At 63.4% G+C, this 23985-nt stretch carries 27 protein-coding genes and 1 pseudogene; 14 read left to right on the forward strand and 14 right to left on the reverse strand.

All coding sequences use genetic code 11. The features are described 5' to 3' along the window. Positions 1-210: 210 nt before the first annotated feature. The 3 genes from DJ563_RS14135 to DJ563_RS14145 all read left to right on the forward strand — a co-directional run bounded on the left by DJ563_RS14135 (position 211) and on the right by DJ563_RS14145 (position 2735). Positions 211-900 (forward strand): crotonase/enoyl-CoA hydratase family protein, encoded by a 690-nt coding sequence (locus DJ563_RS14135; protein WP_047583832.1) that lies wholly within the window; start codon positions 211-213, stop codon positions 898-900. Between the two features lie 80 nt (positions 901-980). Next, on the forward strand, positions 981-1700 hold the full coding sequence (locus DJ563_RS14140) for a lysophospholipid acyltransferase family protein (RefSeq protein WP_274098628.1): 720 nt from the start codon (positions 981-983) through the stop codon (positions 1698-1700). A 63-nt stretch (positions 1701-1763) separates the two neighbouring features. Continuing rightward, positions 1764-2735: a magnesium and cobalt transport protein CorA gene (locus DJ563_RS14145; RefSeq protein WP_033700634.1), complete on the forward strand. Its 972-nt coding sequence runs from the start codon at positions 1764-1766 to the stop codon at positions 2733-2735. Between the two features lie 32 nt (positions 2736-2767). On the opposite strand, the gene DJ563_RS14150 is transcribed toward DJ563_RS14145, so the two are convergent. Beyond that, positions 2768-3499, reverse strand: coding sequence for an amidotransferase (locus DJ563_RS14150; protein ID WP_274098627.1), 732 nt, complete (start codon positions 3497-3499; stop codon positions 2768-2770). Positions 3500-4027: 528 nt separating this feature from the next. On the opposite strand from DJ563_RS14150, the gene DJ563_RS14155 reads away from it, so the two are divergent. Further along, a complete protein-coding gene (locus DJ563_RS14155; RefSeq protein WP_434517909.1) occupies positions 4028-4828 on the forward strand; it encodes a c-type cytochrome in 801 nt (266 codons plus the stop codon). A gap of 38 nt (positions 4829-4866) precedes the next feature. Here DJ563_RS14155 and DJ563_RS14160 read toward each other — a convergent pair whose 3' ends face one another. The 4 genes from DJ563_RS14160 to DJ563_RS14175 all read right to left on the reverse strand — a co-directional run bounded on the left by DJ563_RS14160 (position 4867) and on the right by DJ563_RS14175 (position 8333). Beyond that, positions 4867-5199, reverse strand: a complete 333-nt coding sequence (locus DJ563_RS14160) for a ribonuclease E inhibitor RraB (RefSeq protein WP_274098625.1) — start codon at positions 5197-5199, stop codon at positions 4867-4869. 182 nt (positions 5200-5381) lie between these two features. Beyond that, complete coding sequence (locus DJ563_RS14165; protein WP_186659366.1) at positions 5382-5618, reverse strand: hypothetical protein; 237 nt, start codon at positions 5616-5618, stop codon at positions 5382-5384. A 158-nt stretch (positions 5619-5776) separates the two neighbouring features. Further along, on the reverse strand, positions 5777-7849 hold the full coding sequence (locus tag DJ563_RS14170) for an LTA synthase family protein (protein WP_274098624.1): 2073 nt from the start codon (positions 7847-7849) through the stop codon (positions 5777-5779). Positions 7850-8141: 292 nt separating this feature from the next. Continuing rightward, positions 8142-8333 carry a PLDc N-terminal domain-containing protein gene (locus DJ563_RS14175; protein WP_033700642.1) on the reverse strand — a complete coding sequence of 64 codons (192 nt, stop codon included), beginning with the start codon at positions 8331-8333 and terminating at the stop codon, positions 8142-8144. A gap of 126 nt (positions 8334-8459) precedes the next feature. Between DJ563_RS14175 and DJ563_RS14180 the strand changes: the two genes are divergently transcribed. Then, positions 8460-9398, forward strand: coding sequence for a ZIP family metal transporter (locus DJ563_RS14180; protein ID WP_434517910.1), 939 nt, complete (start codon positions 8460-8462; stop codon positions 9396-9398). Between the two features lie 123 nt (positions 9399-9521). Here the strand turns inward: DJ563_RS14180 and DJ563_RS14185 are convergent, their stop codons facing one another. Further along, entirely contained in the window at positions 9522-10052 is a 531-nt protein-coding gene (locus DJ563_RS14185) for a hypothetical protein (protein WP_434517911.1), read from the reverse strand. Positions 10053-10111: 59 nt separating this feature from the next. Continuing rightward, positions 10112-10636: an ankyrin repeat domain-containing protein gene (locus DJ563_RS14190; RefSeq protein WP_434517912.1), complete on the reverse strand. Its 525-nt coding sequence runs from the start codon at positions 10634-10636 to the stop codon at positions 10112-10114. 266 nt (positions 10637-10902) lie between these two features. Here DJ563_RS14190 and DJ563_RS14195 point away from each other — a divergent pair, with 266 nt between their 5' ends. Continuing rightward, on the forward strand, positions 10903-11175 hold the full coding sequence (locus DJ563_RS14195; RefSeq protein ID WP_033700646.1) for a DUF3509 domain-containing protein: 273 nt from the start codon (positions 10903-10905) through the stop codon (positions 11173-11175). 59 nt (positions 11176-11234) lie between these two features. Here the strand turns inward: DJ563_RS14195 and DJ563_RS14200 are convergent, their stop codons facing one another. From DJ563_RS14200 to aroC, 3 genes are all read right to left on the reverse strand, one after another. Next, a complete protein-coding gene (locus tag DJ563_RS14200) occupies positions 11235-11771 on the reverse strand; it encodes an oxidase (protein WP_434517913.1) in 537 nt (178 codons plus the stop codon). Further along, positions 11771-12925: an MFS transporter gene (locus tag DJ563_RS14205; protein WP_186659356.1), complete on the reverse strand. Its 1155-nt coding sequence runs from the start codon at positions 12923-12925 to the stop codon at positions 11771-11773. Before DJ563_RS14205 ends, DJ563_RS14200 begins: the two co-directional genes overlap by 1 nt. 77 nt (positions 12926-13002) lie before the next feature. Then, positions 13003-14094: a chorismate synthase gene (aroC, locus tag DJ563_RS14210; RefSeq protein WP_434517914.1), complete on the reverse strand. Its 1092-nt coding sequence runs from the start codon at positions 14092-14094 to the stop codon at positions 13003-13005. Positions 14095-14234: 140 nt separating this feature from the next. Between aroC and DJ563_RS14215 the strand changes: the two genes are divergently transcribed. Both DJ563_RS14215 and DJ563_RS14220 read left to right on the forward strand, forming a co-directional pair. Beyond that, positions 14235-15197 carry an alpha/beta hydrolase gene (locus DJ563_RS14215; RefSeq protein ID WP_033700650.1) on the forward strand — a complete coding sequence of 321 codons (963 nt, stop codon included), beginning with the start codon at positions 14235-14237 and terminating at the stop codon, positions 15195-15197. A 191-nt stretch (positions 15198-15388) separates the two neighbouring features. After that, positions 15389-16177, forward strand: a complete 789-nt coding sequence (locus DJ563_RS14220) for a hypothetical protein (RefSeq protein ID WP_274100047.1) — start codon at positions 15389-15391, stop codon at positions 16175-16177. A 21-nt stretch (positions 16178-16198) separates the two neighbouring features. Here DJ563_RS14220 and prmB read toward each other — a convergent pair whose 3' ends face one another. Beyond that, entirely contained in the window at positions 16199-17107 is a 909-nt protein-coding gene (prmB, locus tag DJ563_RS14225; protein ID WP_033700652.1) for a 50S ribosomal protein L3 N(5)-glutamine methyltransferase, read from the reverse strand. Between the two features lie 179 nt (positions 17108-17286). On the opposite strand from prmB, the gene DJ563_RS14230 reads away from it, so the two are divergent. The 5 genes from DJ563_RS14230 (at position 17287) to DJ563_RS14250 (ending at position 19984) form a co-directional block, all read left to right on the forward strand. Further along, the gene (locus tag DJ563_RS14230; RefSeq protein WP_033700653.1) at positions 17287-17877 is read left to right on the forward strand and encodes a cysteine hydrolase family protein; all 591 of its coding nucleotides are present in this window, start codon (positions 17287-17289) and stop codon (positions 17875-17877) included. An 89-nt stretch (positions 17878-17966) separates the two neighbouring features. Further along, a complete protein-coding gene (locus tag DJ563_RS14235) occupies positions 17967-18287 on the forward strand; it encodes a hypothetical protein (protein ID WP_033700654.1) in 321 nt (106 codons plus the stop codon). Positions 18288-18383: 96 nt separating this feature from the next. Beyond that, positions 18384-18944 carry a Smr/MutS family protein gene (locus DJ563_RS14240; protein WP_033700655.1) on the forward strand — a complete coding sequence of 187 codons (561 nt, stop codon included), beginning with the start codon at positions 18384-18386 and terminating at the stop codon, positions 18942-18944. A gap of 69 nt (positions 18945-19013) precedes the next feature. Further along, positions 19014-19559 (forward strand): GTP cyclohydrolase I FolE, encoded by a 546-nt coding sequence (gene folE, locus DJ563_RS14245; protein WP_033700657.1) that lies wholly within the window; start codon positions 19014-19016, stop codon positions 19557-19559. A gap of 59 nt (positions 19560-19618) precedes the next feature. Beyond that, positions 19619-19984 (forward strand): glutaredoxin family protein, encoded by a 366-nt coding sequence (locus DJ563_RS14250; protein ID WP_274100048.1) that lies wholly within the window; start codon positions 19619-19621, stop codon positions 19982-19984. A gap of 19 nt (positions 19985-20003) precedes the next feature. Here DJ563_RS14250 and DJ563_RS14255 read toward each other — a convergent pair whose 3' ends face one another. Next, positions 20004-20606, reverse strand: a complete 603-nt coding sequence (locus tag DJ563_RS14255) for a glutathione S-transferase family protein (RefSeq protein WP_033700660.1) — start codon at positions 20604-20606, stop codon at positions 20004-20006. A gap of 143 nt (positions 20607-20749) precedes the next feature. On the opposite strand from DJ563_RS14255, the gene DJ563_RS14260 reads away from it, so the two are divergent. After that, positions 20750-21940, forward strand: a complete 1191-nt coding sequence (locus tag DJ563_RS14260; RefSeq protein ID WP_033700661.1) for a benzoate/H(+) symporter BenE family transporter — start codon at positions 20750-20752, stop codon at positions 21938-21940. 81 nt (positions 21941-22021) lie between these two features. Here the strand turns inward: DJ563_RS14260 and DJ563_RS14265 are convergent, their stop codons facing one another. Both DJ563_RS14265 and DJ563_RS14270 read right to left on the reverse strand, forming a co-directional pair. Continuing rightward, a complete protein-coding gene (locus DJ563_RS14265) occupies positions 22022-22894 on the reverse strand; it encodes a methyl-accepting chemotaxis protein (protein WP_434519727.1) in 873 nt (290 codons plus the stop codon). Between the two features lie 36 nt (positions 22895-22930). Beyond that, positions 22931-23962 (reverse strand): annotated as a pseudogene (locus tag DJ563_RS14270) (methyl-accepting chemotaxis protein); the annotation flags it as partial. Positions 23963-23985 lie beyond the last annotated feature (23 nt).

Consider the following 23985-nt stretch of genomic DNA (forward strand, 5'->3'; position numbering starts at 1 on the left):
AAATTTCATGCGTTTATGCAAATTCACTGAAAACCCGAGGCCGCCAGGGCAATGCTGCCAATCTCGCCTGCGCTTTTACCGCCTGCATAGGCCCTGCCCCGGCGCGCCAAGGCATGCCGGGCAAACGCTGACCGGCCAGTCAGCCTTGCTGCTTTACCTGGCAGGCAGTGCTGGGTAACGTCGCAAGCACGCCACCCAAAGGACTCTGCCATGAGCGAGCTGATTACCTACCATGCCGAAGACGGCATCGCCACCCTGACCCTGAACAACGGCAAGGTCAACGCCATCTCGCCGGATGTCATCATCGCCTTCAACGCCGCCCTCGACCGCGCCGAGCAGGAACGTGCAGTGGTCATCATCACCGGGCAGCCGGGCATACTCTCTGGCGGCTACGACCTCAAGGTCATGACCGCCGGCCCCAAAGAAGCGATCAGCCTGGTGACCGCCGGCTCCACCCTCGCCCGCCGCCTGTTGTCGCACCCGTTCCCGGTGATCGTCGCCTGCCCCGGCAATGCCGTGGCCAAAGGTGCCTTCCTGCTGCTGTCGGCCGACTACCGCATCGGCGTCGAAGGGCCGTACAAGGTCTGCCTGAACGAAGTGCAGATCGGCATGACCATGCACCATGCCGGCATCGAGCTGGCCCGCGACCGCCTGCGCCGCTCGGCCTTCCACCGCTCGGTGATCAATGCCGAGATCTTCGACCCGCAAGGGGCGCTGGACGCCGGCTTCCTCGACAAAGTGGTGCCGGCCGAGCAACTGCACGAAGCGGCGCTGGCCGCTGCCCGTGAATTGAAGAAGCTGAACATGCTGGCGCACAAGAACACCAAGCTCAAGGTGCGCAAGGGGCTGCTCGATGCCCTGGATAAAGCCATCGAGCTGGACCAGAACCCGATGGGTTAAGCCCAAGACCCACGCCGACATTTGCCTCTTCCAGTGTACAGTCGTACACTGGAATTCGACTGTCTGGTGTGAGTCTCGTCATGCTTTATTCGTTGCGCATGCTCCTGTTAGGCCTGCATTTTCTGCTGGTGGGCGGCATAGGCCTGGTGATCGGCCTGTGCCGCCCCTTCAACCCCGACAACAGCCGGCTCTTCGCCCGGCTCTATAGCGTGCCGGCCACCTGGCTGATGCGTATCCGGCTAAAGGCCGAAGTCGGCCCGCTGTTCGATCACCCTCCCGGGTGCGTCATCGTCGCCAACCACCAGTCCAATTTCGACCTGTTCGTGATCGGCCAGGTGGTGCCGAAGCGCACCGTGGCCATCGGCAAGAAGAGCCTGGGCTGGATCCCGTTGTTCGGCCAGCTGTTCTGGTTGGGCGGCAACGTATTGGTCGACCGCAAGAACCCCTACCAGGCGCGCAAGGCACTGCAAAAGACCACCCACGTTCTGCACAACGACACCTCGATCTGGATCTTCCCGGAGGGCACCCGCAACCCGGACGAGCACCTGCTGGCCTTCAAGAAAGGCGCCTTCCACATGGCCATCGAAGCCGGCGTGCCGATCGTGCCAGTGTGCGTCAGCCGCTATGCCCGGCGCCTGAGCCTGAACAGCTGGCGGCGGCGAACGGTGATCGTGCGCTCGCTGCCACCGATTGCCACGGCAGGCATGAGCCAGCGGGACATCCCCGCACTGATCGAGCAGTGCCGCAGCCAGATGCAGCACTGCATCGACCGCATGGAAGCTGAACTGGCGAGCCACTAGGTTGCCCTCAAGCGCCTTACAGCCCAAGCTGTAAACCGTGTTCAACCGAATAAGTGGACAACCATGGGTCGAGTCGTGGCATCGGCGGTGTACAGCGCCGGCAGAAAAGTCACCAATATCAGCATCGACGAAGGCAGCGAATGGGCATGCAAGCCTGGCCACTTCGTCTGGATCGGCCTGGAGGAGCCCAACGCCGAGGAGTTGGCCACCCTGCAGCGCCAGTTCAACCTGCACGAGCTGGCCATCGAAGATGCCCTGGAAAAACACAGCCGGCCCAAGCTTGAAACCTTCGGCGACGCGCTGTTCATCGTCACCTATTCGCCGGTGCGTCATGAGGGCAAGCTGGAGTTCATCGAAACCCACATCTTCGCCGGCAATGGCTACATCATCACCTGCCGCAACGGCCACTCCAAATCCTATGCCCTGGTGCGCCAACGCTGCGAGGCGCGGCCTTTGCTGCTGGAACACGGCGAGGACTTCGTGCTGTACGCGCTATTGGATTTCGTGACCGAGAACTACCAACCGGTCAGCGAAGCCATTCATGGCGAGATCGAGGAGCTGGAGCAGAGCGTGCTCGGTGGCTCGCTGCAGGAGGATGACATCCGCCGCTTGCACAGCCTGCGCCGCGATATTTTGCGCTTACGCCGCTACGTGGCGCCGATGGTGGAGGTGAGCGAGGAACTGCAGCGTTTGAGCTTCCCGTTCATCGACAAGAACATGCGCCCTTACTTTCGCGACGTGCAGATTCACGTTACGCGGCAGATGGAGGACCTGGCTGGCATTCGCGATATCGCCAGCCAGACCATCGAGATCGGCATGTTGCTGGAGTCGTCGCGCCAGAGCATCGTGCAGCGCAAATTCGCGGCCTGGGCAGCGATACTGGCCTTCCCCACGGCGATTGCCGGGATCTATGGGATGAACTTTCAGAACATGCCGGAACTGGGGTGGCAGTACGGGTATTTTGGCGTGCTGGGGGTGATTGGGCTGGGGTGCACGGGGTTGTATGCCAGCTTCAAGAAATCGGGTTGGTTGTGAGATTGCCGGGGCCGCTTGGCGACCCCAAACCCTCACGCCAGGTTACCCTTGTTCACCGGCTGTTCGATAAACCGCAACATCCACTCCCCCACCAGATCGCCCTGATGCTCGGTGGCCAGGCTGGCCACGGCCTTGTGGTAAACCTCATCGCCCAGATACGCCTGGCGCGCATCCAGTAATGCCCTGGAGTAATCGTGCACGAACTCCGGATGCCCCTGGAAGCACAGTACCTGGTCACCAATGTGGTAGGCGGCGTTCGGGCAGAAGTCGCTGGAGGCAATTACGGTAGCGCCTTCCGGCAACTCGGTCACCTGGTCCTGGTGGCTGATCAGCAAGGTCAGCTCGGACACCTTCGGGTCCATCCACGGCGCATGTGCCGCCAGTGAGTAACGGTGGATACCCACCCCCCAGCCCTGCTCGGCACGCTCAGCCTTGCCACCCAGAGTCAGGGCCAGCAGTTGATGGCCGAAACAGACGCCCAGCAGCTTCTCGCCGCGTGCGTAAAGCTTCAACAGGTAGGCCTTGAGTTGCTGGATCCACGGATCGGAACCGAACGAATCGGCCTTGCTGCCGGTTACCAGATAGGCATCGAACACTTCATCGTCGGCGGGATAGTCGCCGTTCATCACGTTGTACACACGAAATTCGGCGGCGATCGACTGACGCGAGAACAGCTGCTCGAACATCCTGCCATAGCCGTGGTACTGCGCCGTAAACTCCGGTCGCAGGACATCGGTTTCCAGGATGCAGATGCGTAACGACATAGGGATAGTCCTGAACGACATGGGTGGGAATCTGCTGTAGAGACTGCCGCGAAAGGCACGTACAAGCAAGTAGGCCGCACTGACGAACGGTCATATTTTGCCGGCGTATCGTTGGCGTCAACGCAGCGGTCTAGTGAGAGCATGCCAGCCGCATGGCAATTGGCCTCATAACGCAATGAAATTAAACAACCTTACAATTAGAACAAAGGGTTCTCAAACATGGATGACGCACACCCTACTGTTGGTTGTATATGCACTTTCAAGAGGCAAGCAGACTTGGCGTCAACCTACGCCACTGCGATCGACCCGAGACGCGACATGGAAGCCAACGGGTATTCAGGAATAACAACAAGAAGGCGGTCCGCCATGTTCAGACAATCGAAAATACGCCAAGCGGGGCTCATTGTCTTTGCCACGACTTTACTGCTGATCCTGCCGAACCTGACACGTTTGTTCGGCTGACGGCGGATGTGGCGCCAACAGGCAACGCACAGGTAACCTGCCGGCCTTGATGGTCGGAGATTAACCATGCGCCAATGCCTTGCCCTACTCGCCTTGCTACTCAGCCTGCCACTGTCGGCGGCGCAGCTGCACCTGGAGCTGGGTGCACACTCGCGCCAGTGGAGCAGCGCTGAACTGCTTGGCCACCCGCAGGCCCAGGACATCCGCATCGAGCAGGACGTTTCCTATAAGCGCCCCATGCACTATCGGGCCATACCTTTGGCTGCGCTGATGCAGGGGGTAGCTGCCAGCGACCACCTGCAAGCCGTGGCCCTGGATGGTTTTGCTGCCGAAATGCCCGCCGCCCCGCTGCTGCAAGAAGGGCCGGCACGTGCCTGGCTGGCGATCGAAGACCCCGCCAAACCGTGGCCAGGGCTGGGCAAAGGCAAACCCAGTGCCGGGCCGTTCTACCTGGTATGGACGGCACCGCAAGCCAGTGGCATACGCCCGGAACAGTGGCCGTTTCAGATCGCCACCATCCGCCGCCTGGCCTCGGTCGAACAGCGTTTCCCCGCGCTATTGCCAGACCCGAAGCTGCCAGCCGACGACCCGGTGCGCCAGGGCTTTGCGCTGTTTCAGCAAAATTGCCTGGCCTGCCACCGCCTCAATGGTGCAGGTGACGCCCAGCTGGGGCCGGACCTGAACCTGCCGCACAACCCAACCGAGTACTTCCAACCGGCGTTTCTGCGCCAGCTGATACGTGACCCACAGAGCCTGCGGCGCTGGCCACAGGCGAAGATGCCGGGGTTTACAGAGGATGTGCTGAGCGACCAGGAGCTGGATGCGCTACTGGCTTATCTGGGGCATATGGCTGGGCGCAAGCCCTGAGATGCTGGGGCTGCTTGGCAGCCCCCGGTCCATGAGTGTCAGGCGCACAACCGCTCGTGCTTGACACCCCACCCTTCGACTTCGCCGCCGTAGGGTGACACGAGTTGCTCGAACCATTCTTCGAAGTCGCCAATCCCTCCATAAGTGGCATACATGACCTTGCTCAGTTCAAGGTGCCAGGCGCCGTCTTTCATTTCGCGCACCTGGGCGTTGAGGGACTCGCCACGAAATTGCCCGGCTGCACGACGTGCGCCGGCTTCGTCTGGGAATACTGCGTAGAACTCGATGGGATGGATACGGGTGAAATCGAAACCGCCAGCTTTCATCTGGCGCAGGACATTGCTGCTGATATCGTCGTTCTGGCTGCTCATGAATCGTCCTCCTGCAAAGCAATGGATAGACTTTCCGGGCACTACGTACCTGCCGGCGGTGCCGGGCAGATCGAGTTGTATAGAGCTGATGCAAGACGCGAATTGAAAGGTGCCGGCCCGCAGAAAAGGCTGGCACCTGGCTCCAGCGTAGTGCCTGGGCAGGCACCACGTCAACGCACGGATCAGGGCGCTTCGTGAATATCGGTGATGGTCACGCCAGTTTGCTCCTTGAGCCAGCGTGCCGTGGGGGATACTGCGCGGTCCTGGAAGTCGTTGAGGTCCAGCTCATCCATGACCGGAAACAGCTGCGAGCGAATGGCACGGGCCGCGTCTTCTTCGCTGGGGCACTGCTCGGCCCGCAGCTTCAATGACGTCGGTTCGCCTTTCTGGTCGGCAAAGATGACTTCCCACTCTTTCATTGGACGAGCCCTCTCAATCAAACAACGCCGGGTGTGTGACGTCTGTATAGCTTGACCTTGGGCGGGGGCAATTGTTCAGTTGGCAGGACTCTGTGGTGGCGTTCGGGTCGCCTCCACACTTGCCGACGAGGGGCCGCACGGCGGCCCCTGTTGCAGCGTTACTTCGGTGTGCCGTGCACGACACCTGCGGTGTTGTCCAACAGGCTCTTGGTCGCGGTCTGGATGTACGCTTCAAGCTTTTTCAGCATTTCCGGCTGGTCCGGGCTTTCGATCAGCTCGGCCTTGAACTCGCTGCCCAGCTGGTAGCGGTACATGCGCGGGCTCATGTCCTTGGACTCGATGAGGATGCGGTCACCCTGCACCAGGCCCACGATCTGCTCGCTGCCCGACGGCTTGATCATGCCAACGCCCTGGTCGCCTTCAGGCAGGTTGAGCAGGTCGCGGCCCCAGCACTGATGGCGGGTCTGGCCACCCAGGCGGCCCATGATGGTCGGCACGATGTCGACCTGGGTACCAACGGTGTGGTCGACCGCACCGAACTTCTCCTGGATGCCCGGGGCAATCAGCAGCAGCGGCACGTTGAAGCGGCCCAGGTCCAGCTCGGTGACCTGCTGGTGGTTGCCGAAGCCGTGGTCACCGACGATGACGAACAGCGTCTCCTTGAAGTACGGCTGTTTGCGCGCCTTCTCGAAGAACTGGCCCAGCGCCCAGTCGGAGTAGCGCATGGCGGTCAGGTGCTCGTCCAGGCGGCCCTGGCCGGTGACCGGCTCTACCGGCAGGTCCTTGGGCAGCGCGTATGGGGTGTGGTTGGACAGGGTCTGCAGCAGCGCATAGATCGGCTTCTTGCCGTCGTGCTTGGCCAGCTCCTCGGCGCCACGGTCGAACATGTCCTGGTCGGACACACCCCAGGTCGGGTCGGAGAACACCGGGTTGACGAAGTCGTTACGGCCAATGAAGGTGGTCATGCCCTGGTTGCCGAAGAAACCGGACTGGTTGTCCCAGGCGAAGTCACCGTTGTAGACGTACACATCGTCGTAGTCGCGGGCGCTGAGCAGCGCCGGCAGGCCAGACAGCTTGTGGCCGCCTTCCGGGGTCTGCATCAGGTATTCGAAGCCTGGCAGGTTGGGGAAGCAGGCCATGGTGGCGAACATGCCCTGGTGGGTATGGGTGCCGTTGGAGAAGAAGCGGTCGAACAACAACCCTTCTTTGGCCAGCTTGTCAAAGTACGGGGTGATGTTGTTGGGGCTGCCCAGGGCGCCTACCGAGTGGCCGGCGAAGCTCTCCATGAGGATGACCACGACGTTCTTGATCGGCAGGGTGCGCTCGGCTGGCGGTACGAAGTCACGGCGGATCGCAGCCTCGTCGGCGTCGACCAGGGTATCGTGGGCGGTCAGCAGTTGCTCGCGCACGGTCTGCGTGGCAAGCGGCTGGTCCAGCACAGGCTTCCAGATATTGGCGCGGTCTTCGCCGAAACGGCTCTTGGCGGCGTCGATCAGGGTCAGGGTGCCATTCAGGCCAAGCTGGTTGACGAAGTTGGAGTCGGTGGTAAAGGCATCACCCCAACGCATCGGCGGGCCCTGGCGCAGGGTGCCACGGGCAGCAACCACGGCCACCAGCAGGATCACCATGAACACTGCCAGGCGGTTGTACCACTTTGCTGCGGGACGCTGCAGGGTAGCGCCGGCCGACTGGCCGCCACGGGTCATGCGGTCGACGCCCTTGAACAGCAGGCTCAGCAGCCAGGTACCAACGACCCAGGCCAGCAGGTAGCGGACCACCGGGAAGCCGTACCAGAGCATGCTCATGACGGTCTTCGGGTCTTCCTTGATGTACTGGAACACCAGCCCGTTGAGGCGCTGGTGGAACTCGCGGTAGAAGTCCAGCTCCATCAGGCCGAGGAACATCACCACGCTCGAGGCGATGGTCAGCCACAGCCGGAACACGCCACGGCGGGCCATGGCCCAGGGGCTGAGAATGGCCAGCAGCAGCGGAATGCTGATGTACACCACCACCCGCAGGTCGAAGCGCAACCCGTTGAGGAAGCCTTCGGCGACGGTCGCATAGGGCGTATCGCCGATCATGTCGCTGTTGTAGACCAACAACGCCAGGCGCACGAGGCTGAGCATCAGCATGATGACCAGGGCGCTGAGCAGCGTGTAGGCCAGGTGGGATTTCAGGGTCGGCGCGAACGACGCTCGCGCGCCCTGTCTCAAGGCATCCGTGTTAGCCATGAATGGGAAGGTCCTAGGATTGCGGGTTTGCGGAGATGGCGCTGGCTTATACCAACGCAGCATTGTGCGGGTGCGGATTCTGTTTAAACCAATGTGAAAATTTTGTCACGGCCGCATTTCTGCTTATTTCACAACCGTTGCCTGTGTGTGTGTGTGTGTGTGTGTGTGTGTAGGAGCGGCCTTGCGTCGCGAAAGGGTCGCGCAGCGGCCCCAGGTTCTGTGGCGCAGCAAAAATCGCCGGGGCCGCTGCGCAGCCCGTTCGCGACGCAAGGCCGCTCCTACACACAGGGCGTCAGATGCGTATATTGCCCCTGGGCCCGGCAATCGCCCAGATCACCAGCCCGATCACCGGCAGCAGCGCGATCAGCAAAATCCACAGCACCTTGACCCCCACTTCGCTACCGCTCTTGATCACATTGAGGATCGCCCAGATATCCAGCGCCAGAATGATCAGCCCAACCAGGCCATTGAATGTGGACCCCATGCCCGTTACTCCCTGCAAAGACGTTGCAGCACAGCATAGCCAGCTATCACGTCGATAGAAGGGAATCCTTGGCCGATTGCGCGGGTCCTTGCTTAGACTGCCTGTATTCACTGATTCGAGGCTCGCATGCCACCCGCCCATACCGAAACGGCCACTCCCCCTTCGTTGCTGAGCGCCTGGCGACAACAGGTGGTGAACACCCCCTGGCTCAGCGCCGGCCTGGGCTTGAGCCTGCTGGCGGTCATCGTGCTGCTGGCGGCGAGCCTGTGGAACGCGGTCAGCGGTGACCATGCCGACAACCTGCACCTGGCGTTGCTGGGCGGCCTGTCCGGTTTTGCTGCCACCGCCCTGGGGGCAGTCCTGGCCGTGGTGCTGCGCGATGTCAGCGCGCGTACCCAGGATGTGATGCTCGGCTTTGCTGCGGGCATGATGCTGGCAGCCAGTTCATTCTCGCTGATTCTGCCGGGCCTGGACGCCGCCCGCGAGATCACCGGCAACGGCCCGGCGGCGGCCTTCACCGTGGTGCTGGGCATGGGCCTGGGCGTGCTGCTGATGCTGGGCCTGGACCGTTTCACCCCGCACGAACATGAAAGCACTGGCCGATGCGGCCCAGAGGCAGAACGCATCAACCGGGTGTGGCTGTTCGTGCTGGCAATTACCTTGCACAACCTGCCCGAGGGCATGGCAATTGGTGTGAGCTTCGCCAATGGCGACATGAACATCGGCCTGCCGCTGACCAGCGCAATCGCCATCCAGGACATCCCTGAAGGCCTGGCCGTGGCCTTGGCCCTGCGGGCCACGGGGCTGTCGAACATGAAGGCGGCGCTGGTGGCGATCGGTTCGGGCTTGATGGAGCCGCTGGGCGCAGTCATCGGCCTGGGTATTTCCACCGGCTTCGCCCTGGCCTACCCGATTAGCATGGGGTTGGCGGCGGGGGCGATGATCTTCGTGGTGTCCCACGAGGTGATTCCAGAAACCCACCGCAACGGCCACCAGACGGCGGCGACCCTGGGGTTGATGGGTGGGTTCGGGGTGATGATGTTCCTGGATACCGCGCTGGGCTGAAGCGCTCGGTTGTCTGGGCCGGCCTCTTCGCGGGACAAGCCCGCTCCCACAAGTCTGAAGGTGCACTTAAACCTGTGGGAGCGGGCTTGTCCCGCGAAGAGGCCGGTACAGCAAGCGATCAGGTCAAACGTGAACCGCGACCTTCAAAGCCTCCAAAGCCGGCTCGACCTTGATCCCGACTTCGGCCCCCAGCTCCTGCACCCGTGCCAAGTCGTGCTGGCCCACCATCACCATCTGCAACTCATCATCCAGCAACTGGCTGAAATTGAGCAGCACATAACCACCAGCCTCCTTGTTCAAGGCCCCCATCTGCACCTGGATGCGATTGAGTGCAGTCAGCGGCTCAGTGCGCGCCAGCTGCTTGGGTTTGAGGGTGAACGGCACGCTCTTGTCGAACGAATCAGTGATGTTCTGGAACAATTCCTGATAGCTGTCTGCCTGGAACAACACGGTGTCCGGCAGGCTGCCGAGCACGACCCACTCACCCAAGGCAATGGGGAAGCTGTCGTCGTAGTTGATGTCCGGATTGGCCACCAGGAAGGCGGCTGGGTCGGCGTAGGCCTGGGCGGCCTCGTCGGCGATGCGCTCGATGTCTTCCTCGCGCATGCAGCCGGCGCCAATGAGGGTGATGAGTTCGAGCAACTGGTTTTTCATGTAGGGGGCCTGCGGCGGGTGAAAAGTCGCCAAGGATAGCCGCAAACGCCCCCTCAGGGTTAGCCGACCAGCGCCTGCAAGCGCGCCACGGCATCGACTGCGCCCATGGTCTGCGCGGCCATCAGCGCGGTGGCGCCACGGGCATCCTGGCGCGCCGGGTCGGCACCTTGGGCCAGCAAGTAGTCGATGATCTCGCGGCGGTTGAACATGGCTGCCAGCATCAGCGCGGTGCGCCCGTCCTGGGCGGCGGCATCCACCGGCACGCCATGCTCCAGCAGCAAGCGGATCATCGCCAGGTCGCCTTTGAACGCAGCGCCGGCAATCGGCAATTGCCCATTGTCATTGGCAAGCAGCGGGTCGGCGCTGTGTTCCAGCAGCACGCGAACCGCGTCGTGGTGGCCGTGATAACTGGCCAACATCAGCAGGGTGTCACCCTTGTGATTGCGCAGGTTGGCCGGCAGACCGCTGGCAAGCAAGCGCCCGAGCATGTCGGCATCGCCTTGGCGGGCACGCTCGAAGACCTGCTCGGCAAAGGCCGCTGTTTCGTCATCGGTCATGGCGGCGGGCGCGGGTTGGGTGGACATGTTGAACCTCCTGGCAGAAATGATTGCCTAATTTTTTGTCAGGCAAGCACGGTGGGTCAAAGGTTCAGATTCTATCGAGCCGATAGTTAACTCAGGGCTCGTGCAAAATGCACTGTGCAAAATGCACGACCATGCAGGTTGCACGAAGCAGCCTTGGCGAAATAAGCTCAACACATTGATTTTAAAGGATTTTTAGCTATAAAGTTTTTTGGCACGGTCGCTGCAACCATCAACTCACGTCTGCCACACAACAGTCAGGAGTTGATATGGACCTCATCCAGGAAAAGTTCGTCTCGGTGTTCTCGGCCTACCAGGTCGCTACCCAGCCCCGCCCCGATGGTGGTGTGTTGCTGACCCTGCGTGCCGCTGATGGCAAGGTTACCCGCCGCGTGTTGACCTACGGGCAACTGCACAGCGCCGAGCAGCTGTCCTGGGCGATCAGCGCCATTCGCCGTGACCTGGCCGAACAGGCGAGCGAACTGCCCGTCATTACCATGCTGCAGAGCCAACAACGGTTTGCATTGCCGACCTATCGCTGATCCTTTTTACCGGTTTCTTCGCGGGGCGGACTTGCCCCGCGAAGAAACCGGTACACGTATCACAGCTCGTCGATACCCAAGAACGCTCGGGCAGTCTCATCCCCGGTAAACCGCGCCTGCATCCCCTGCTCACTGCCAAACAACCGCAACGCCACGCAGAACGGCGTCTCCCCCAGCTCTACCCAGCGCCGCGTGCCGGCCGGGACCACCAACTGGTCACCCTTCTCGCACAGCACCGAATACACGAACCCACCCAGGCGCAAGCCCACCTGCGCCCGCCCGCTGACGACCGCAAACACCTCTTCGGCGTCATGCACGTGTTCATCACGCACATCGGCCTGCAGCGGGTCTGCGCCGTCACGGTTGAGTACCGCGAAGACCGTACTGCCATGGCCGGTCATCAGTTGATCGAGGTAGTCGCCGCACGCGGCCATGACCTCGTCTGCGGCGCTGCCGGGGCGAACCCGTAGCTCAAGCGGGCGGTGGACGAAACGCACGCCCTGCTCGGCCAGCGTGGCCTGTATATCATCGTGGTGGGTCAGCAGCTTGTTCGGCAGCTCCGGGCTGGACGGGTGGAAAACGCTGAGGATACTCATCAGTGGCGGGTCCTGGTCGATTGCGAACAAAGGGCAATGATAACGGCTGCGGCCAAGGCTGCGGCACTGGCCATACCAAAGGTGAAGGCTGGCCCCAGCAGGTTCCAGCTGTAGCCCGAGTACAAGGCGCCGAGCGCACCGCCGGTGCCCGACAGCGCCGCGTATAACGCCTGGCCCTGGCCTTGCTGGCGCGCGCCGAAGCTGGCCTGGACGAACGCAATGCAAGCGGCATGAAAGCAACCGAAAGTAGCCGCGTGCATCACCTGGGCCAGCACCAGCACTGCCGGGTCATCCGCCAGGTTGCCAAGCAACAGCCAGCGCACGGCGGCCAACAGGAAGCTGGCCAGCAGCACCCGCTGCACGGAAAACCGCGCGAAGAGCCGGCTCATGGCCATGAACACCAGCACCTCGGCCACCACTCCCAGCGCCCACAACAGGCCGATGGCGCCACGGCTGTAGCCCAGGTGCTCCAGGTGCAGGGTGAGGAAGGTGTAGTACGGCCCGTGGCTGAGCTGCATCAGCGCCACGCATACATAGAACGCGATAACCCCAGGCGCCCGTAGCTGCTGCACGAAGCCCCCCGCGCCGCTGCGCTCGCCCTGCTCTACCGGCTGGGCATTGGGCACCCACAGGCTGGCGGCGACGATGCCGGCCATGATCGTGACGAGGGCTACCGGGTAGATGTCCAGGCTCAGCCACTCGAACAACCGGCCCAAGCCGACCACGGTCAGGATGAAACCGATCGAGCCCCACAGGCGTACCTGGCTGTAGCGGGACGTTTGCCCGTGCAGGTGGGCCAGGGTGATGACCTCGAACTGCGGCAGCACCGCATGCCAGAAAAACGCATGCAAGGCCATGACCAGCGCCAGCCAGGCGTAGCTCTTGCCGAAGAAGATCAGGGCAAAGCTGGCCAGGGTGGACAACGCCCCCAGGCGCACGATCAGCAGGCGCTGGCCGGTACGGTCGCCCAGCCAGCCCCACAGGTTGGGGGCGATGCAGCGCATCAGCATGGGGATGGCCACCAGCTCGCCGATGCGCGCCGGGGAGAAACCCAGGTGGTCGAAGTACAACGCCAGGAAGGGGGCGGTGGAGCCCAGCAGGGCGAAGTAGAAAAGGTAGAAGCTGGACAGGCGCCAGTAGGGAATCGGGGGCATGGTGGCTCAGCCAGTTTTGTTGTTGCCTTTACCAGCCTCTTCGCGGCTAAACCCGCGAAGAGGCTGGTACCGACGAATCAGACCTGGCCCAGCACCGGGGTACTGACCTTCACCTCGGCATTCTGCGCACGGTGACGCAGCAGGTGGTCCATCAGCGCAATGGCCATCATCGCCTCGGCGATCGGCGTGGCGCGGATGCCGACACACGGGTCATGACGCCCCTTGGTGATCACTTCGACCGGATTACCATTCACATCGATCGAGCGGCCCGGCACCGTGATGCTCGACGTCGGTTTCAGCGCCAGGTGCGCAACGATAGGCTGCCCCGAGGAAATACCGCCAAGAATGCCGCCAGCGTTGTTGCTGAGGAAGCCTTGCGGGGTCATTTCGTCACGGTGCTCGGTACCGCGCTGGGCGACACTGGCAAAGCCCGCGCCGATTTCCACACCCTTGACCGCGTTGATGCTCATCAGCGCATGGGCAAGTTCCGCGTCGAGGCGGTCGAAGATGGGCTCGCCCAGGCCCGGCATCACCCCTTCGGCGACCACGGTGATCTTGGCCCCAACCGAATCCTGGTCGCGGCGCAGCTGGTCCATGTAGGCCTCGAGCTCCGGCACCTTGTCCGGGTCGGGGCTGAAGAAGGCGTTCTGCTCTACCGATGCCCAGGTCTTGAACGGGATCTCGATCGGGCCGAGCTGGCTCATGTAGCCGCGCACGGTGATGCCCTGGGTGGCCAGGTACTTCTTGGCGATGGCCCCCGCCGCCACGCGCATGGCGGTTTCGCGGGCCGAGCTGCGCCCGCCGCCGCGGTAATCACGTTCACCGTACTTGTGGTGGTAGGTGTAGTCGGCGTGCGCCGGGCGGAACAGGTCCTTGATCGCCGAATAGTCCTTGGACTTCTGGTCGGTGTTGCGGATCAGCAGGCCGATCGAGCAGCCCGTGGTACGGCCTTCGAACACGCCGGAGAGGATTTCCACCTCGTCCGGCTCTTGGCGCTGGGTGGTGTGCCGGCTGGTGCCGGGCTTGCGCCGGTCGAGGTCATGCTGCAGGTCGGCCAGGGAGATCTCCAGGCCCGGTGGGCATCCATCGACAATGGCGACCAACGCCGGGCCATGGCTTTCGCCAGCGGTGGTGACAGTGAACAGCTTGCCGTAGGTATTGCCGGACATGGACGCTCCGCGAGTCTGCCTGAGGTGAACGAAAGCGGCAGTATACGGAAAATTTCAACAGGAATGGTTGTCTGTACTGGCCTTGCGAACCTTCACGCAAACATTAGGTCATATTCATCACCTCCCCACCGTAGTACCCCATGATGCCGCGCCTCGTCGCCTTGCTTTTCATGCTCTGCGCCAGCCTCGCCCAGGCCGCCTCCCCCACCGTCCTGCAACGCCCCATCGACCTGGACACCGGCCAGGGCGTGCTGCACGGCAGCCTGCTGTTGCCGCAGCAGGCCACCCCGCCCCCCGTGGTGCTGATCATCGCCGGTTCCGGCCCGACGGACCGCGACGGCAACAACCCGGCCTCGGGGCGTATCGACAACCTCAAGCGGCTGGCCCTGTTGCTGGCCGGCGACCACATTGCCAGCGTGCGCTTCGACAAACGTGGCGTAGCCGCCAGCCAACCGGCCACGCCCGATGAGCGTGACCTCAGCGTCGAGCGCTATGTCGCCGATGTGGTGGCCTGGAGCCGCAAGCTCAAGGCCGACCCGCGTTTCGGCCCACTGATTCTGGTCGGCCACAGCGAAGGCGCGCTGATCGCCAGCCTGGCCGCCGAGCAGGCCGGCGCCAGCGCGGTGATCACCCTGGCCGGCAGCGGCCGGCCGCTGGCCGAGGTGCTGCGAGAACAGCTGGCCCAGCGCCTGCCGCCCGCCCAACTGGCCCGTGGCAGTGCCTTGCTCGACCGCCTGCAGGCCGGGCAGACCAGCCTGGACGTACCCGCTCCGCTGCGCCAGGTGTTCCGCCCCAGCGTGCAGCCCTACCTGATTTCGCTGTTCCGGCAGAACCCGGCGGCGGCGTTCGCGCAACTGCCGATGCCGGCGCTGATCGTCCAGGGCCGCAACGACGTGCAGGTAGACGTGACCGATGCCGAACGCCTGAAGGCCGCTAAACCTGATGCGCAACTGGTCTTGATCGATGGCATGAACCACATGCTGCGCATCAGCCCCAAGGGCATGAGCCAGCAACGTGACAGCTACCTCAACCCAGAGCTGCCGCTGGCCCGTGAGCTGGGGGAGCGGATCGTGACGTTCATCCAGCATTTGCCATCGGCCTGACCCTCAGGTCTTGATCGCCGCTGCCGATAACGTGGGTGGTGGCGAGAATCCGGGGCCGCTGCGCAGCCCTTTCGCGACGCAAGGCCGCTCCTACAAAAAAGCACGCGATGCCCTGTAGGAGCGGCCTTGCGTCGCGGAAGGGGCACGCAGTGCCCCCTCAGGCTGCCAGCACGTACATAAGGACAGCCCTGATGACCATTGCCCCTACCGCCGCAGACACGGCCGAACAGCCACAACCCGAGGACGGCGCCACGCTGCCTTGGGCAGACCTTGCCGTCGAACACTTCCAGCTGTTGCGCCTGGCGCCCCTGCCCACCGACCGCGCCACGGGCGCCCGCCCGCTGCGGTTCGTGCAGTTCGGCTATGCCGAGCGCCACGACAAGGCGCACAGCCTGCTGCGTATGGAAATCCAGGTGCCTGGGCAAAAAGTGCGCAAGGAGCAGAACCACCTGGACATCCGTGTCGACCACGCCGAGCGCCGGGTGCGCATCGGCAGCGAACAGGGTCTGCAACTGGAGCCGCTGAACCGCGGCATCGGCCGCTACATGCTGGCCCATGCCGTGCAATGGTTGCAGCGCAAGTGGTCGCACTACCAGGTCGAAGGCATGGCACTGCCGAACAAGGATGCCCTGAGCGAAGACTCACGCCTGCGCCGCGACCAGTTCCTGCATGGGGTTGGCATCAAGGTCGAATATGAAGACCCTCAGCACCTGAAAGGCCGCACCGTGGAAAGCACGGTGGGCCAGCTCAAGGGCGCCTGGAGCAACGAGCGGTTGCAGCGGGTCGAGATTCTCGACGCGGCCAACCTGCTGCAGCAGGCCGACCAGCAGTTGCAAGAGAAGGAAGGCCAACTGCGCGAGCGGGATGAGCGGGTCGCCAAGTACCGGCGCGAAGACGGCGGGTTGCGCTTTACCATCACCTGCCTGGTGGCCTTTGCGGTGTTTCAGGCCGGGTTGCTGATCTGGATTGCAACCCGCTGAAAGGGTGGCTGCAGCCCCAAGTCAAACGCGGGCTTTGAACAGTTCCTGATGCTGGCGGCACTGCTCGGCCGTCAGCATGAACACCCCATGCCCGCCACGCTCGAACTCCAGCCAGGCAAAATCCACCTCGGGGTACAGCGACTCGACGTGCACCTGGCTGTTGCCCACTTCGACGATCAGCAAACCCTTGTCGTTGAGGTGGTCAGCCGCCTCGGCAAGCATGCGCCGCACAAGGTCCAGGCCATCGTTACCGCAGGCCAGGCCCAGTTCGGGCTCGTGGTGATACTCGGCCGGCATGTCATCGAAGTCTTCGGCGTCGACGTACGGCGGGTTGGACAGGATCAGGTCGAAGCGCTGCCCTGGCAGGCCATCGAAGCCGTCGCCCTGCACGGTGTAGACACGCATGTCCAGGCCATGCCGTTCGATGTTCTGGTTCGCCACCTCAAGGGCATCGAACGACAGGTCACCCAACACCACTTCGGCTTCGGGGAACACTTCGGCCGCCACGATGCCGATGCAACCGGAGCCGGTGCACAGGTCGAGAATGCGCGCAGGCTCTGACGCCAGCCACGGTTCGAAACGTTTTTCGATCAGCTCGCCAATGGGCGAACGGGGCACCAGCACCCGCTCGTCGACGATGAACGACATGCCGCAGAACCACGCCTCGCCCAGCAGGTAGGCGGTTGGCACACGCTCTTCGATGCGCCGCTTCAGCAGGTGCTGCAGGCGCACGCGCTCGTCGTCCTCGAGCATGCAGTCCAGGTAGCTGTCGGCCACCTCCCATGGCAGGTGCACGGCGCCCAGCACCAGCAAGCGGGCTTCGTCCCAGGCGTTGTCGGCACCGTGGCCGAAGAACAGCTCGCGCTCGTGGAAGCGGCTGACCGCCCAGCGGATGTAGTCGCGCAGCGTGCGCAGACGGGATGTGATCACGGGGTACTCCTAATTCAGACCGTACAAAAGTCTAACAGCCCAACCCGCACAAATGTTCCTTCGGGTTGCTCAAAGGCTAGCCACAGGCCAGTAACTACGCCGCTTGCGATGTCAACCATTCCCATTGACGCCAAGGCAAGGGACAATAGGTATACAAAAGCCCTTCCAAGGAGCCCTTGATGTCCGTTCCAACCACGATGTTCCGCCTCACTGGCCGCGACTACCCGCCGGCCAAGTTGAGCCACGCCAGCCTGATCATCATCGATGCGCAGAAGGAGTACCTGAGTGGTCCCCTGGCGCTGTCGGGCATGGACGAGGCCGTGGCCAACATCGCCCGGTTGCTCGACGCTGCGCGCAAGAGCGGCCGCCCGATCATCCACGTCCGCCACCTGGGCACTGTCGGTGGCCGCTTCGACCCACAAGGCAGCGGCGGCCAGTTCATCCCCGGGCTGGAGCCGCACGATGGCGAAATCGTCATTGAAAAGCGCATGCCCAACGCGTTCAAGAACACCAAGCTGCACGACACTTTGCAGGAGCTTGGCCACCTGGACCTGATCGTCTGCGGTTTCATGAGCCATTCCAGCGTCAGCACCACCGTGCGCCGCGCCAAGGACTATGGTTATCGGTGCACCCTGGTGGAGGACGCCTCGGCGACCCGCGACCTGGCGTTCAAGGACGGGGTGATCCCGGCCGCGCAGATCCACCAGTGTGAAATGGCCGTGATGGCCGACAACTTCGCCTGTGTCGCCCCTACCGCCAGCCTGATCTGATCCAAGGCCGGTAACTACCGCCCGGCAGCCGGGCGGAACCCAACGGGCGAGCGCAGGTCGAATTCCGGATATCCACAGAGGAAATCGGAATGAAGCTCAAAGGCAGTTTCGACGCCAAGCGCCTGCGCCCGCGCGAACCACGCAACTGGGGCGCTCGCCTGGCCGCCGGCCTGTCGGCCCTGCTGGCAACGCTGGGTGTGCTGCTGGCCATGGCCGGCATCGCCGGCCTGCTGGGCAATTACCCGGCCCTGGCCGAACTCAATGCCAACCGGCCGCTGTCGGCTACCCTCACGGCAGGGGGGTTGTTATTGCTGTGGCTGGGCGTGAGGTTTTGGCGGCGTAGCCGCATTCGCCTGCGCCGTGGGCGTGAGCTGAACCTGTCGCCGCACTTGATGAAAAAGCACGACTGACGTTTCCACTGATGCCGCGAAGAAGCCCGCGCAGACTACACATGGCTGCACTGCCGCCCACAGTCGCGTAAACTACGCCGCCCACGTGGAGGCATCATGCAAGACAACGACTTTTCCCTGTTCCATGCCGAAGTGCGCGGCGTCAAGCCGATCAAGCACGACCGTGCCGAGGTCGGCAAACCCAAGGCCGACCGCAAGCAACTGGCCGGCCTGCGGCAGGCGGCCACCGTGCGCAGCGACAAGGCACTGGTGATCGATGGCATGTCCGACCAGTTCGTCATCGACGTCGGCGCCGAAGACGAGTTGATGTGGCGCCGTGACGGCGTGCAGGAAACCCAGCTGCGCAAACTCAAACTCGGCCAGATCGCCTTCGAGGGCAGCCTCGACCTGCACGGCATGACCGTCGAGAAAGCCCGTGAGACCCTCTGGGACTTCATCGCCGAGGCCACCAAGCTGGAAGTGCGCTGCGTGCGCGTCACCCACGGCAAGGCCGCACGCCTCGACGGCAAGCGCCCGATGATCAAGAGTCACGTCAACACCTGGCTGCGCCAGCACCCGCAAGTGCTCGGCTTTGCCTCGTGCAATGCGCGCCATGGCGGCACCGGCGCAGTCTACGTGATGCTCAAACGAACCATGCTTGAAGGACGCGACGAGTAACGCCGCGCTTGCAGCGCCGCCCTTGCCGCCGTACCCTTCGTTTTTGCGATTTTTCCCACAGGTAGATACATGTCCCTGGAACAGAACTACACCGAGATTCTCAGCCAGATCGGCGAGGACGTCTCCCGTGAGGGCCTGCTCGACACGCCCAAGCGGGCTGCAAAGGCCATGAAGTACCTTTGCCGCGGTTATGAGCAGACGCTGGAAGAAGTCACCAACGGCGCACTGTTCACCTCCGATAACAGCGAGATGGTGCTGGTCCGGGACATCGAGCTGTACTCGATGTGCGAGCACCACATGCTGCCTTTCATCGGCAAGGCTCACGTTGCCTACCTGCCCAAGGGCAAGGTTCTGGGCCTATCGAAAGTTGCCCGCATCGTCGACATGTACGCCCGTCGCCTGCAGATTCAGGAAAACCTCAGCCGCCAGGTCGCCGAAGCTGTCGAGAAGGTGACCGGCGCCGCTGGCGTGGCCGTGGTGATCGAAGCCAAGCACATGTGCATGATGATGCGCGGTGTCGAGAAGCAGAACTCGAGCATGATCACCTCGGTGATGCTGGGCGAGTTCCGCGAAAACGCGGCCACCCGCAGCGAGTTCCTCAGCCTGATCAAGTGATCGGCTGGTGATCCCGAGCCGACCCTGCGGGGTCGGCTTTTTCTTTTCAGGAGTTGCCCATGATCGTCAAAGCCCTGCGGGTTGGCCTCGGCCAGCTCATCGTGTTCGGCGACTGGATCAGCCGCCCGGCCAAGCGCAAGCGCGATGCCGCCGCCCAGGCGCGCGTCGAGCAAGCGGCCAGTAGCCTTGCGCTGTACCAGTTCCATGCCTGCCCATTCTGCGTCAAGACCCGCCGCACCCTGCACCGCCTGAATGTGCCGGTTGCGCTGCGTGACGCCAAGAACGACCCGGTGCATCGCCAGGCGCTGCTCGAAGGCGGAGGCAGGGTCAAGGTGCCGTGCCTGCGCATCGAGGAAGACGGCAAGGTGAGCTGGATGTACGAGTCCAAGGCGATCATTGCCTACCTGGACAAGCGCTTCGCCTGACCTCTAGGCACGGGCCGGCTCAGCCCACCATCGGCACATGCCGAGGGTGGCTGGCCACCCGCTCGAGCCAGGCCCTGACCGCCGGGTAGTCCGCCAGGTCGAACCCACCCTGCTGGGCCACATGGGTATAGGCATACAGGGCCACATCGGCAATCGAATAGCGCTCGCCGACCAGGTACGGCGTCATCTGCAACTGCCGCTCCATGACCTTGAGCGCCTTGTAGCCACCTTTGTGCAGCTTGCGGTATTCCTCCAGCCGGTCATCCGGCAGCCCCAGGTAGAACTGGATGAACCGCGCCACGGCGATGTACGGCTCATGGCTGTACTGCTCGAAGAACTGCCACTGCAACACCTGCGTGCGCAAGCGCGGCTCGGTAGGCAGGAAGTCGCTGCCATCAGCCAGGAAGTTGAGGATGGCGTTGGACTCCCACAGGTACGTGCCGTCTTCCAGCTCCAGCACCGGCACCTTGCCATTGGGGTTCATCGCCAGGAACTCGGGGGTCTCGGTCTCCCCCTTTAGAATATCCACCGGGTGCCACTCATACGGCCGACCCAGCAGGCTCAACATCAGCTTGACCTTGTAGCAGTTGCCCGACTGGTAGTCCCCATAGACCTTGTACATCGCCCTCCCCTCCCATGCAGTTGTGCATTCGTGCCCAATAGTTGGCGACTGTACGGCTAAAAGCAATGGCCGCTGTATGGCAAGGATCAACCTTGCTCGCGTTAGTCTGAAAAAACTGCTTACACCTTTACAAGGATTTTTTCATGACCGATGCCACTTCCGCACGCCTGCGGCCCCTGGCAGACAGCTCCCCGTCGGCGGTTGTCGCCGGCTTCATTGCCATGCTCACCGGCTATACCAGCTCACTGGTGCTGATGTTCCAGGCCGGCCAGGCGGCCGGGCTGACCAGCGCGCAGATCTCATCCTGGATCTGGGCGCTGTCGATCGGCATGGCGGTGTGCAGCATTGGCCTGTCGCTGCGCTATCGCACGCCGATCACCGTGGCCTGGTCGACCCCCGGCGCCGCGCTGCTGATCACAAGCCTGGGCGGCGTCAGTTATGGTGAGGCCATCGGCGCCTACATCACCTGCGCCGTGCTGGTGCTGATCTGCGGCCTGACCGGCAGTTTCGAGCGACTGGTCAAGCGTATTCCGGCCTCGTTGGCCTCGGCGCTGCTGGCCGGCATCCTGTTCAAGATCGGCAGCGAGATCTTCGTCGCCGCCCAGCACCGCACGCTGCTGGTGCTTGGCATGTTCTTCAGCTACCTGCTGGTCAAACGCCTGTCGCCGCGCTACTGCGTGCTGGCTGCACTGCTGGTCGGCACCGCGCTGTCCGGCGCCCTTGGCCTGCTGGACTTCAGCGGGTTCAGCCTGGAAGTGGCAACGCCGGTATGGACAACGCCGAGCTTCTCGCTGGCGGCGACCATCAGCATCGGTATTCCGCTGTTCGTGGTGGCCATGACCTCGCAGAACATGCCCGGCGTGGCCGTGCTGCGTGCCGACGGCTACCAGGTGCCCGCCTCGCCGCTGATCTCGGCTACCGGGTTTGCCTCGTTGCTGCTGGCACCGTTCGGCTCGCACGGGGTCAACCTGGCGGCGATCAGCGCGGCGATCTGCACCGGGCCGCACGCCCATGAAGACCCGAGCAAGCGTTATACCGCGGCAGTGTGGTGCGGGATTTTCTATGGCATTGCCGGGGTGTTCGGGGCGACCTTGGCGGCATTGTTTGCCGCGCTGCCGAAAGAGCTGGTGCTGTCGATTGCGGCCTTGGCGCTGTTCGGCTCGATCATGAACGGGTTGACCGTAGCCATGGGTGAGGCGCGTGAGCGTGAGGCGGCGTTGATCACCTTCATGGTCACAGCTTCAGGGTTGACACTGTTCTCCATTGGCTCGGCGTTCTGGGGGATCGTGGCGGGGGTGTTGACCTTGTTGATCCTCAACCCACGTAGAGCCTGAAGGTTTTTGTAGCCTGTACCGGCCTCTTCGCGGGGCAGCCCGCAAAGAGGCCGGTACAGGCAACAGAGATCGGGGCCAGGCTCACAACCTGAAATGCCCCACCATCCCTTTCAAATCAGTGCCCAACTGCGCCAGCTCGACACTCGACCTGGCGTTGTCCTGCATCGCCAACGCCGCCTGATCGGCACTGCCGCGGATCTGCGTGACGCTGCGGCTGATCGCTTCGGCTACCGAGCTCTGCTGCTCGGCCGCCGCCGCAATCTGCTGGTTCATCTGCTGAATCAATGAAACCGCCACGGCGATGCTGCCCAGCGCGCTTTCGGTCTGCAACGCATCGGCCACCGCCAGGCGCACCAGCTCGGTGCTGCCGCGGATCTGCGCCACCGACTGCTGGGCATTGCCGCGCAGGCTGGCGACCAGGGTTTCGATCTGCTCGGTCGATTGCCGGGTACGTCGGGCCAGCGCCCGTACCTCGTCGGCCACCACCGCGAACCCACGCCCCTGCTCGCCGGCACGGGCCGCCTCGATCGCGGCGTTGAGCGCCAGCAAGTTGGTCTGTTCAGCGACGCTCTTGATCACTTCGAGCACATCACCAATGGTGTGGATCTCTGCGCTGAGGCTGTCGATGCCGGCACTGGCCGCCTCTGCGGCTGTCGCCAACTGTTCGATACGCTGCATGCTCTGACGCACCACCAGCTGCCCGGACTCGACCTTGTCGTCGGCCGACTGGGCCGCCTGCGCTGCCTCCTCGGCATTGCGCGCCACATCGTGCACAGTGGCGGTCATCTGCTGCATGGCGGTCGCCACCTGCTCGGTCTCCTCCTTCTGGCTGCCCACCTCGCGGTTGGTCTGTTCGGTCACCGCTGACAACGCCTGCGCGCTGCCGGCCAGTTGCTCGATGCCCTGCTGCAACCCGCTGACAATGCCCGAGAGGCCGGCCGCCATCTGCTGCATGGCCTGCAGCAACTGCCCAACCTCATCGCTGCGCGGCGCTTCTGCCTCCAGGCCTAACTCCCCGCCAGCAATGCGCTGGGCGCGGGCGATGACGCGCTTGAGCGGGCCAACCACCGCGCGCGTGATCAGCCAGGCGGCCAGCACGCCGGCCAACAGTGCCAGCCCCGTGGCCAGGGCAATGGCCAGGGCATTGCGCGACAATTCACCCTGCAAGGCCTGCTCCTGCCCCAGGTAGGCCTGGTCGACCCGGCCGGTGACCTGCTCGGCCCGCGCCTGCAACTCGGCCTTGAGGCCCTGCTCCTTGGCCAGCAGGTCGGTGTATTCGTTGAGCTTGTCGGAGAAGCTGCCGATGTGCCCGGCCACTTCACCCAGCACACTCTGGTAGCCGGCATCGCTGACGGCGCCCTTGAGCTGTTCGACCAGGTTCGCGGCTTCGAGGGTCTGGGCGATGCGCGCCTGGCCGACGCCCTCTTCACCCTTGCGGCTCTTTTCCAGGCGCACGCGGGCTTCGTCCATCGCCTGCAGCATCAGCCGTGAAACCTGCGCCACTTGCCCAGCCTGCTCAAGAAACTCACCGCCCTGCTGGCCCTGGGATTGCTTGAGGGTGTAGGTGCCGTCATCGGCCAGCCCGGCCTGCAGCACATCAAGGTTGTTGGCCACGCTGGACACCGACCAACTGGCCATGTCCAGCGCCAGCTCCTTGGCCTGCACCGCCTCGACAAAGGCCTCGAACGCCTGCCCGTAAGCGCCCAGCTCAGCCTCGGCCGCCGCCAGCACCGGCAAGCCACGGGCGCGCTCGGCCAACCCCTGCAAACCGCTGCGCAACGCCTCGGCCTGCTTGATATCAGAGCTCAGGGCAAAGGTTTGTTCGTGTTGGCGCAACCTGAGCAGGTCGGTATTGAACTGGGCCAGCTGGCGCAAGCCGTCAAAGCGCTGGCCCACACTGTGCAACGCGGCGATGCCAATGGCCGCCACCGCCAGGGTCAGCAACAGCACCAGGGTAAAGCCCAGGCCCAGTTTGCGGGCCATGCCCAGGTTGGCCAGAACACCGTGCTTGGTCGCACCCATCGCCGATTCCCCTTCACCTTGTC

This window comes from Pseudomonas sp. NFX1 (assembly GCF_051123555.1).
Classification (GTDB): Bacteria; Pseudomonadota; Gammaproteobacteria; order Pseudomonadales; family Pseudomonadaceae; genus Aquipseudomonas; species Aquipseudomonas capeferrum.

Coding starts and splice junctions, on each gene's coding strand:
- DJ563_RS14170 (WP_274098624.1), bottom strand. CDS start 7,849: ATGGCTAACACGGATGCCTTGAGACAGGGCGCGCGAGCGTCGTTCGCG.
- DJ563_RS14200 (WP_434517913.1), bottom strand. CDS start 11,771: ATGAGTATCCTCAGCGTTTTCCACCCGTCCAGCCCGGAGCTGCCGAAC.
- DJ563_RS14165 (WP_186659366.1), bottom strand. CDS start 5,618: ATGAAAGAGTGGGAAGTCATCTTTGCCGACCAGAAAGGCGAACCGACG.
- DJ563_RS14135 (WP_047583832.1), top strand. CDS start 211: ATGAGCGAGCTGATTACCTACCATGCCGAAGACGGCATCGCCACCCTG.
- DJ563_RS14195 (WP_033700646.1), top strand. CDS start 10,903: ATGGACCTCATCCAGGAAAAGTTCGTCTCGGTGTTCTCGGCCTACCAG.
- DJ563_RS14230 (WP_033700653.1), top strand. CDS start 17,287: ATGTCCGTTCCAACCACGATGTTCCGCCTCACTGGCCGCGACTACCCG.
- DJ563_RS14155 (WP_434517909.1), top strand. CDS start 4,028: ATGCGCCAATGCCTTGCCCTACTCGCCTTGCTACTCAGCCTGCCACTG.
- folE (WP_033700657.1), top strand. CDS start 19,014: ATGTCCCTGGAACAGAACTACACCGAGATTCTCAGCCAGATCGGCGAG.
- DJ563_RS14160 (WP_274098625.1), bottom strand. CDS start 5,199: ATGAGCAGCCAGAACGACGATATCAGCAGCAATGTCCTGCGCCAGATG.
- DJ563_RS14205 (WP_186659356.1), bottom strand. CDS start 12,925: ATGCCCCCGATTCCCTACTGGCGCCTGTCCAGCTTCTACCTTTTCTAC.
- DJ563_RS14145 (WP_033700634.1), top strand. CDS start 1,764: ATGGGTCGAGTCGTGGCATCGGCGGTGTACAGCGCCGGCAGAAAAGTC.
- DJ563_RS14240 (WP_033700655.1), top strand. CDS start 18,384: ATGCAAGACAACGACTTTTCCCTGTTCCATGCCGAAGTGCGCGGCGTC.
- DJ563_RS14185 (WP_434517911.1), bottom strand. CDS start 10,052: ATGAAAAACCAGTTGCTCGAACTCATCACCCTCATTGGCGCCGGCTGC.
- DJ563_RS14190 (WP_434517912.1), bottom strand. CDS start 10,636: ATGTCCACCCAACCCGCGCCCGCCGCCATGACCGATGACGAAACAGCG.
- DJ563_RS14150 (WP_274098627.1), bottom strand. CDS start 3,499: ATGTCGTTACGCATCTGCATCCTGGAAACCGATGTCCTGCGACCGGAG.
- DJ563_RS14265 (WP_434519727.1), bottom strand. CDS start 22,894: ATGCAGCAGATGGCGGCCGGCCTCTCGGGCATTGTCAGCGGGTTGCAG.
- DJ563_RS14220 (WP_274100047.1), top strand. CDS start 15,389: ATGACCATTGCCCCTACCGCCGCAGACACGGCCGAACAGCCACAACCC.
- DJ563_RS14140 (WP_274098628.1), top strand. CDS start 981: ATGCTTTATTCGTTGCGCATGCTCCTGTTAGGCCTGCATTTTCTGCTG.
- DJ563_RS14180 (WP_434517910.1), top strand. CDS start 8,460: ATGCCACCCGCCCATACCGAAACGGCCACTCCCCCTTCGTTGCTGAGC.
- DJ563_RS14175 (WP_033700642.1), bottom strand. CDS start 8,333: ATGGGGTCCACATTCAATGGCCTGGTTGGGCTGATCATTCTGGCGCTG.
- aroC (WP_434517914.1), bottom strand. CDS start 14,094: ATGTCCGGCAATACCTACGGCAAGCTGTTCACTGTCACCACCGCTGGC.
- DJ563_RS14235 (WP_033700654.1), top strand. CDS start 17,967: ATGAAGCTCAAAGGCAGTTTCGACGCCAAGCGCCTGCGCCCGCGCGAA.
- DJ563_RS14255 (WP_033700660.1), bottom strand. CDS start 20,606: ATGTACAAGGTCTATGGGGACTACCAGTCGGGCAACTGCTACAAGGTC.
- DJ563_RS14260 (WP_033700661.1), top strand. CDS start 20,750: ATGACCGATGCCACTTCCGCACGCCTGCGGCCCCTGGCAGACAGCTCC.
- DJ563_RS14215 (WP_033700650.1), top strand. CDS start 14,235: ATGATGCCGCGCCTCGTCGCCTTGCTTTTCATGCTCTGCGCCAGCCTC.
- DJ563_RS14250 (WP_274100048.1), top strand. CDS start 19,619: ATGATCGTCAAAGCCCTGCGGGTTGGCCTCGGCCAGCTCATCGTGTTC.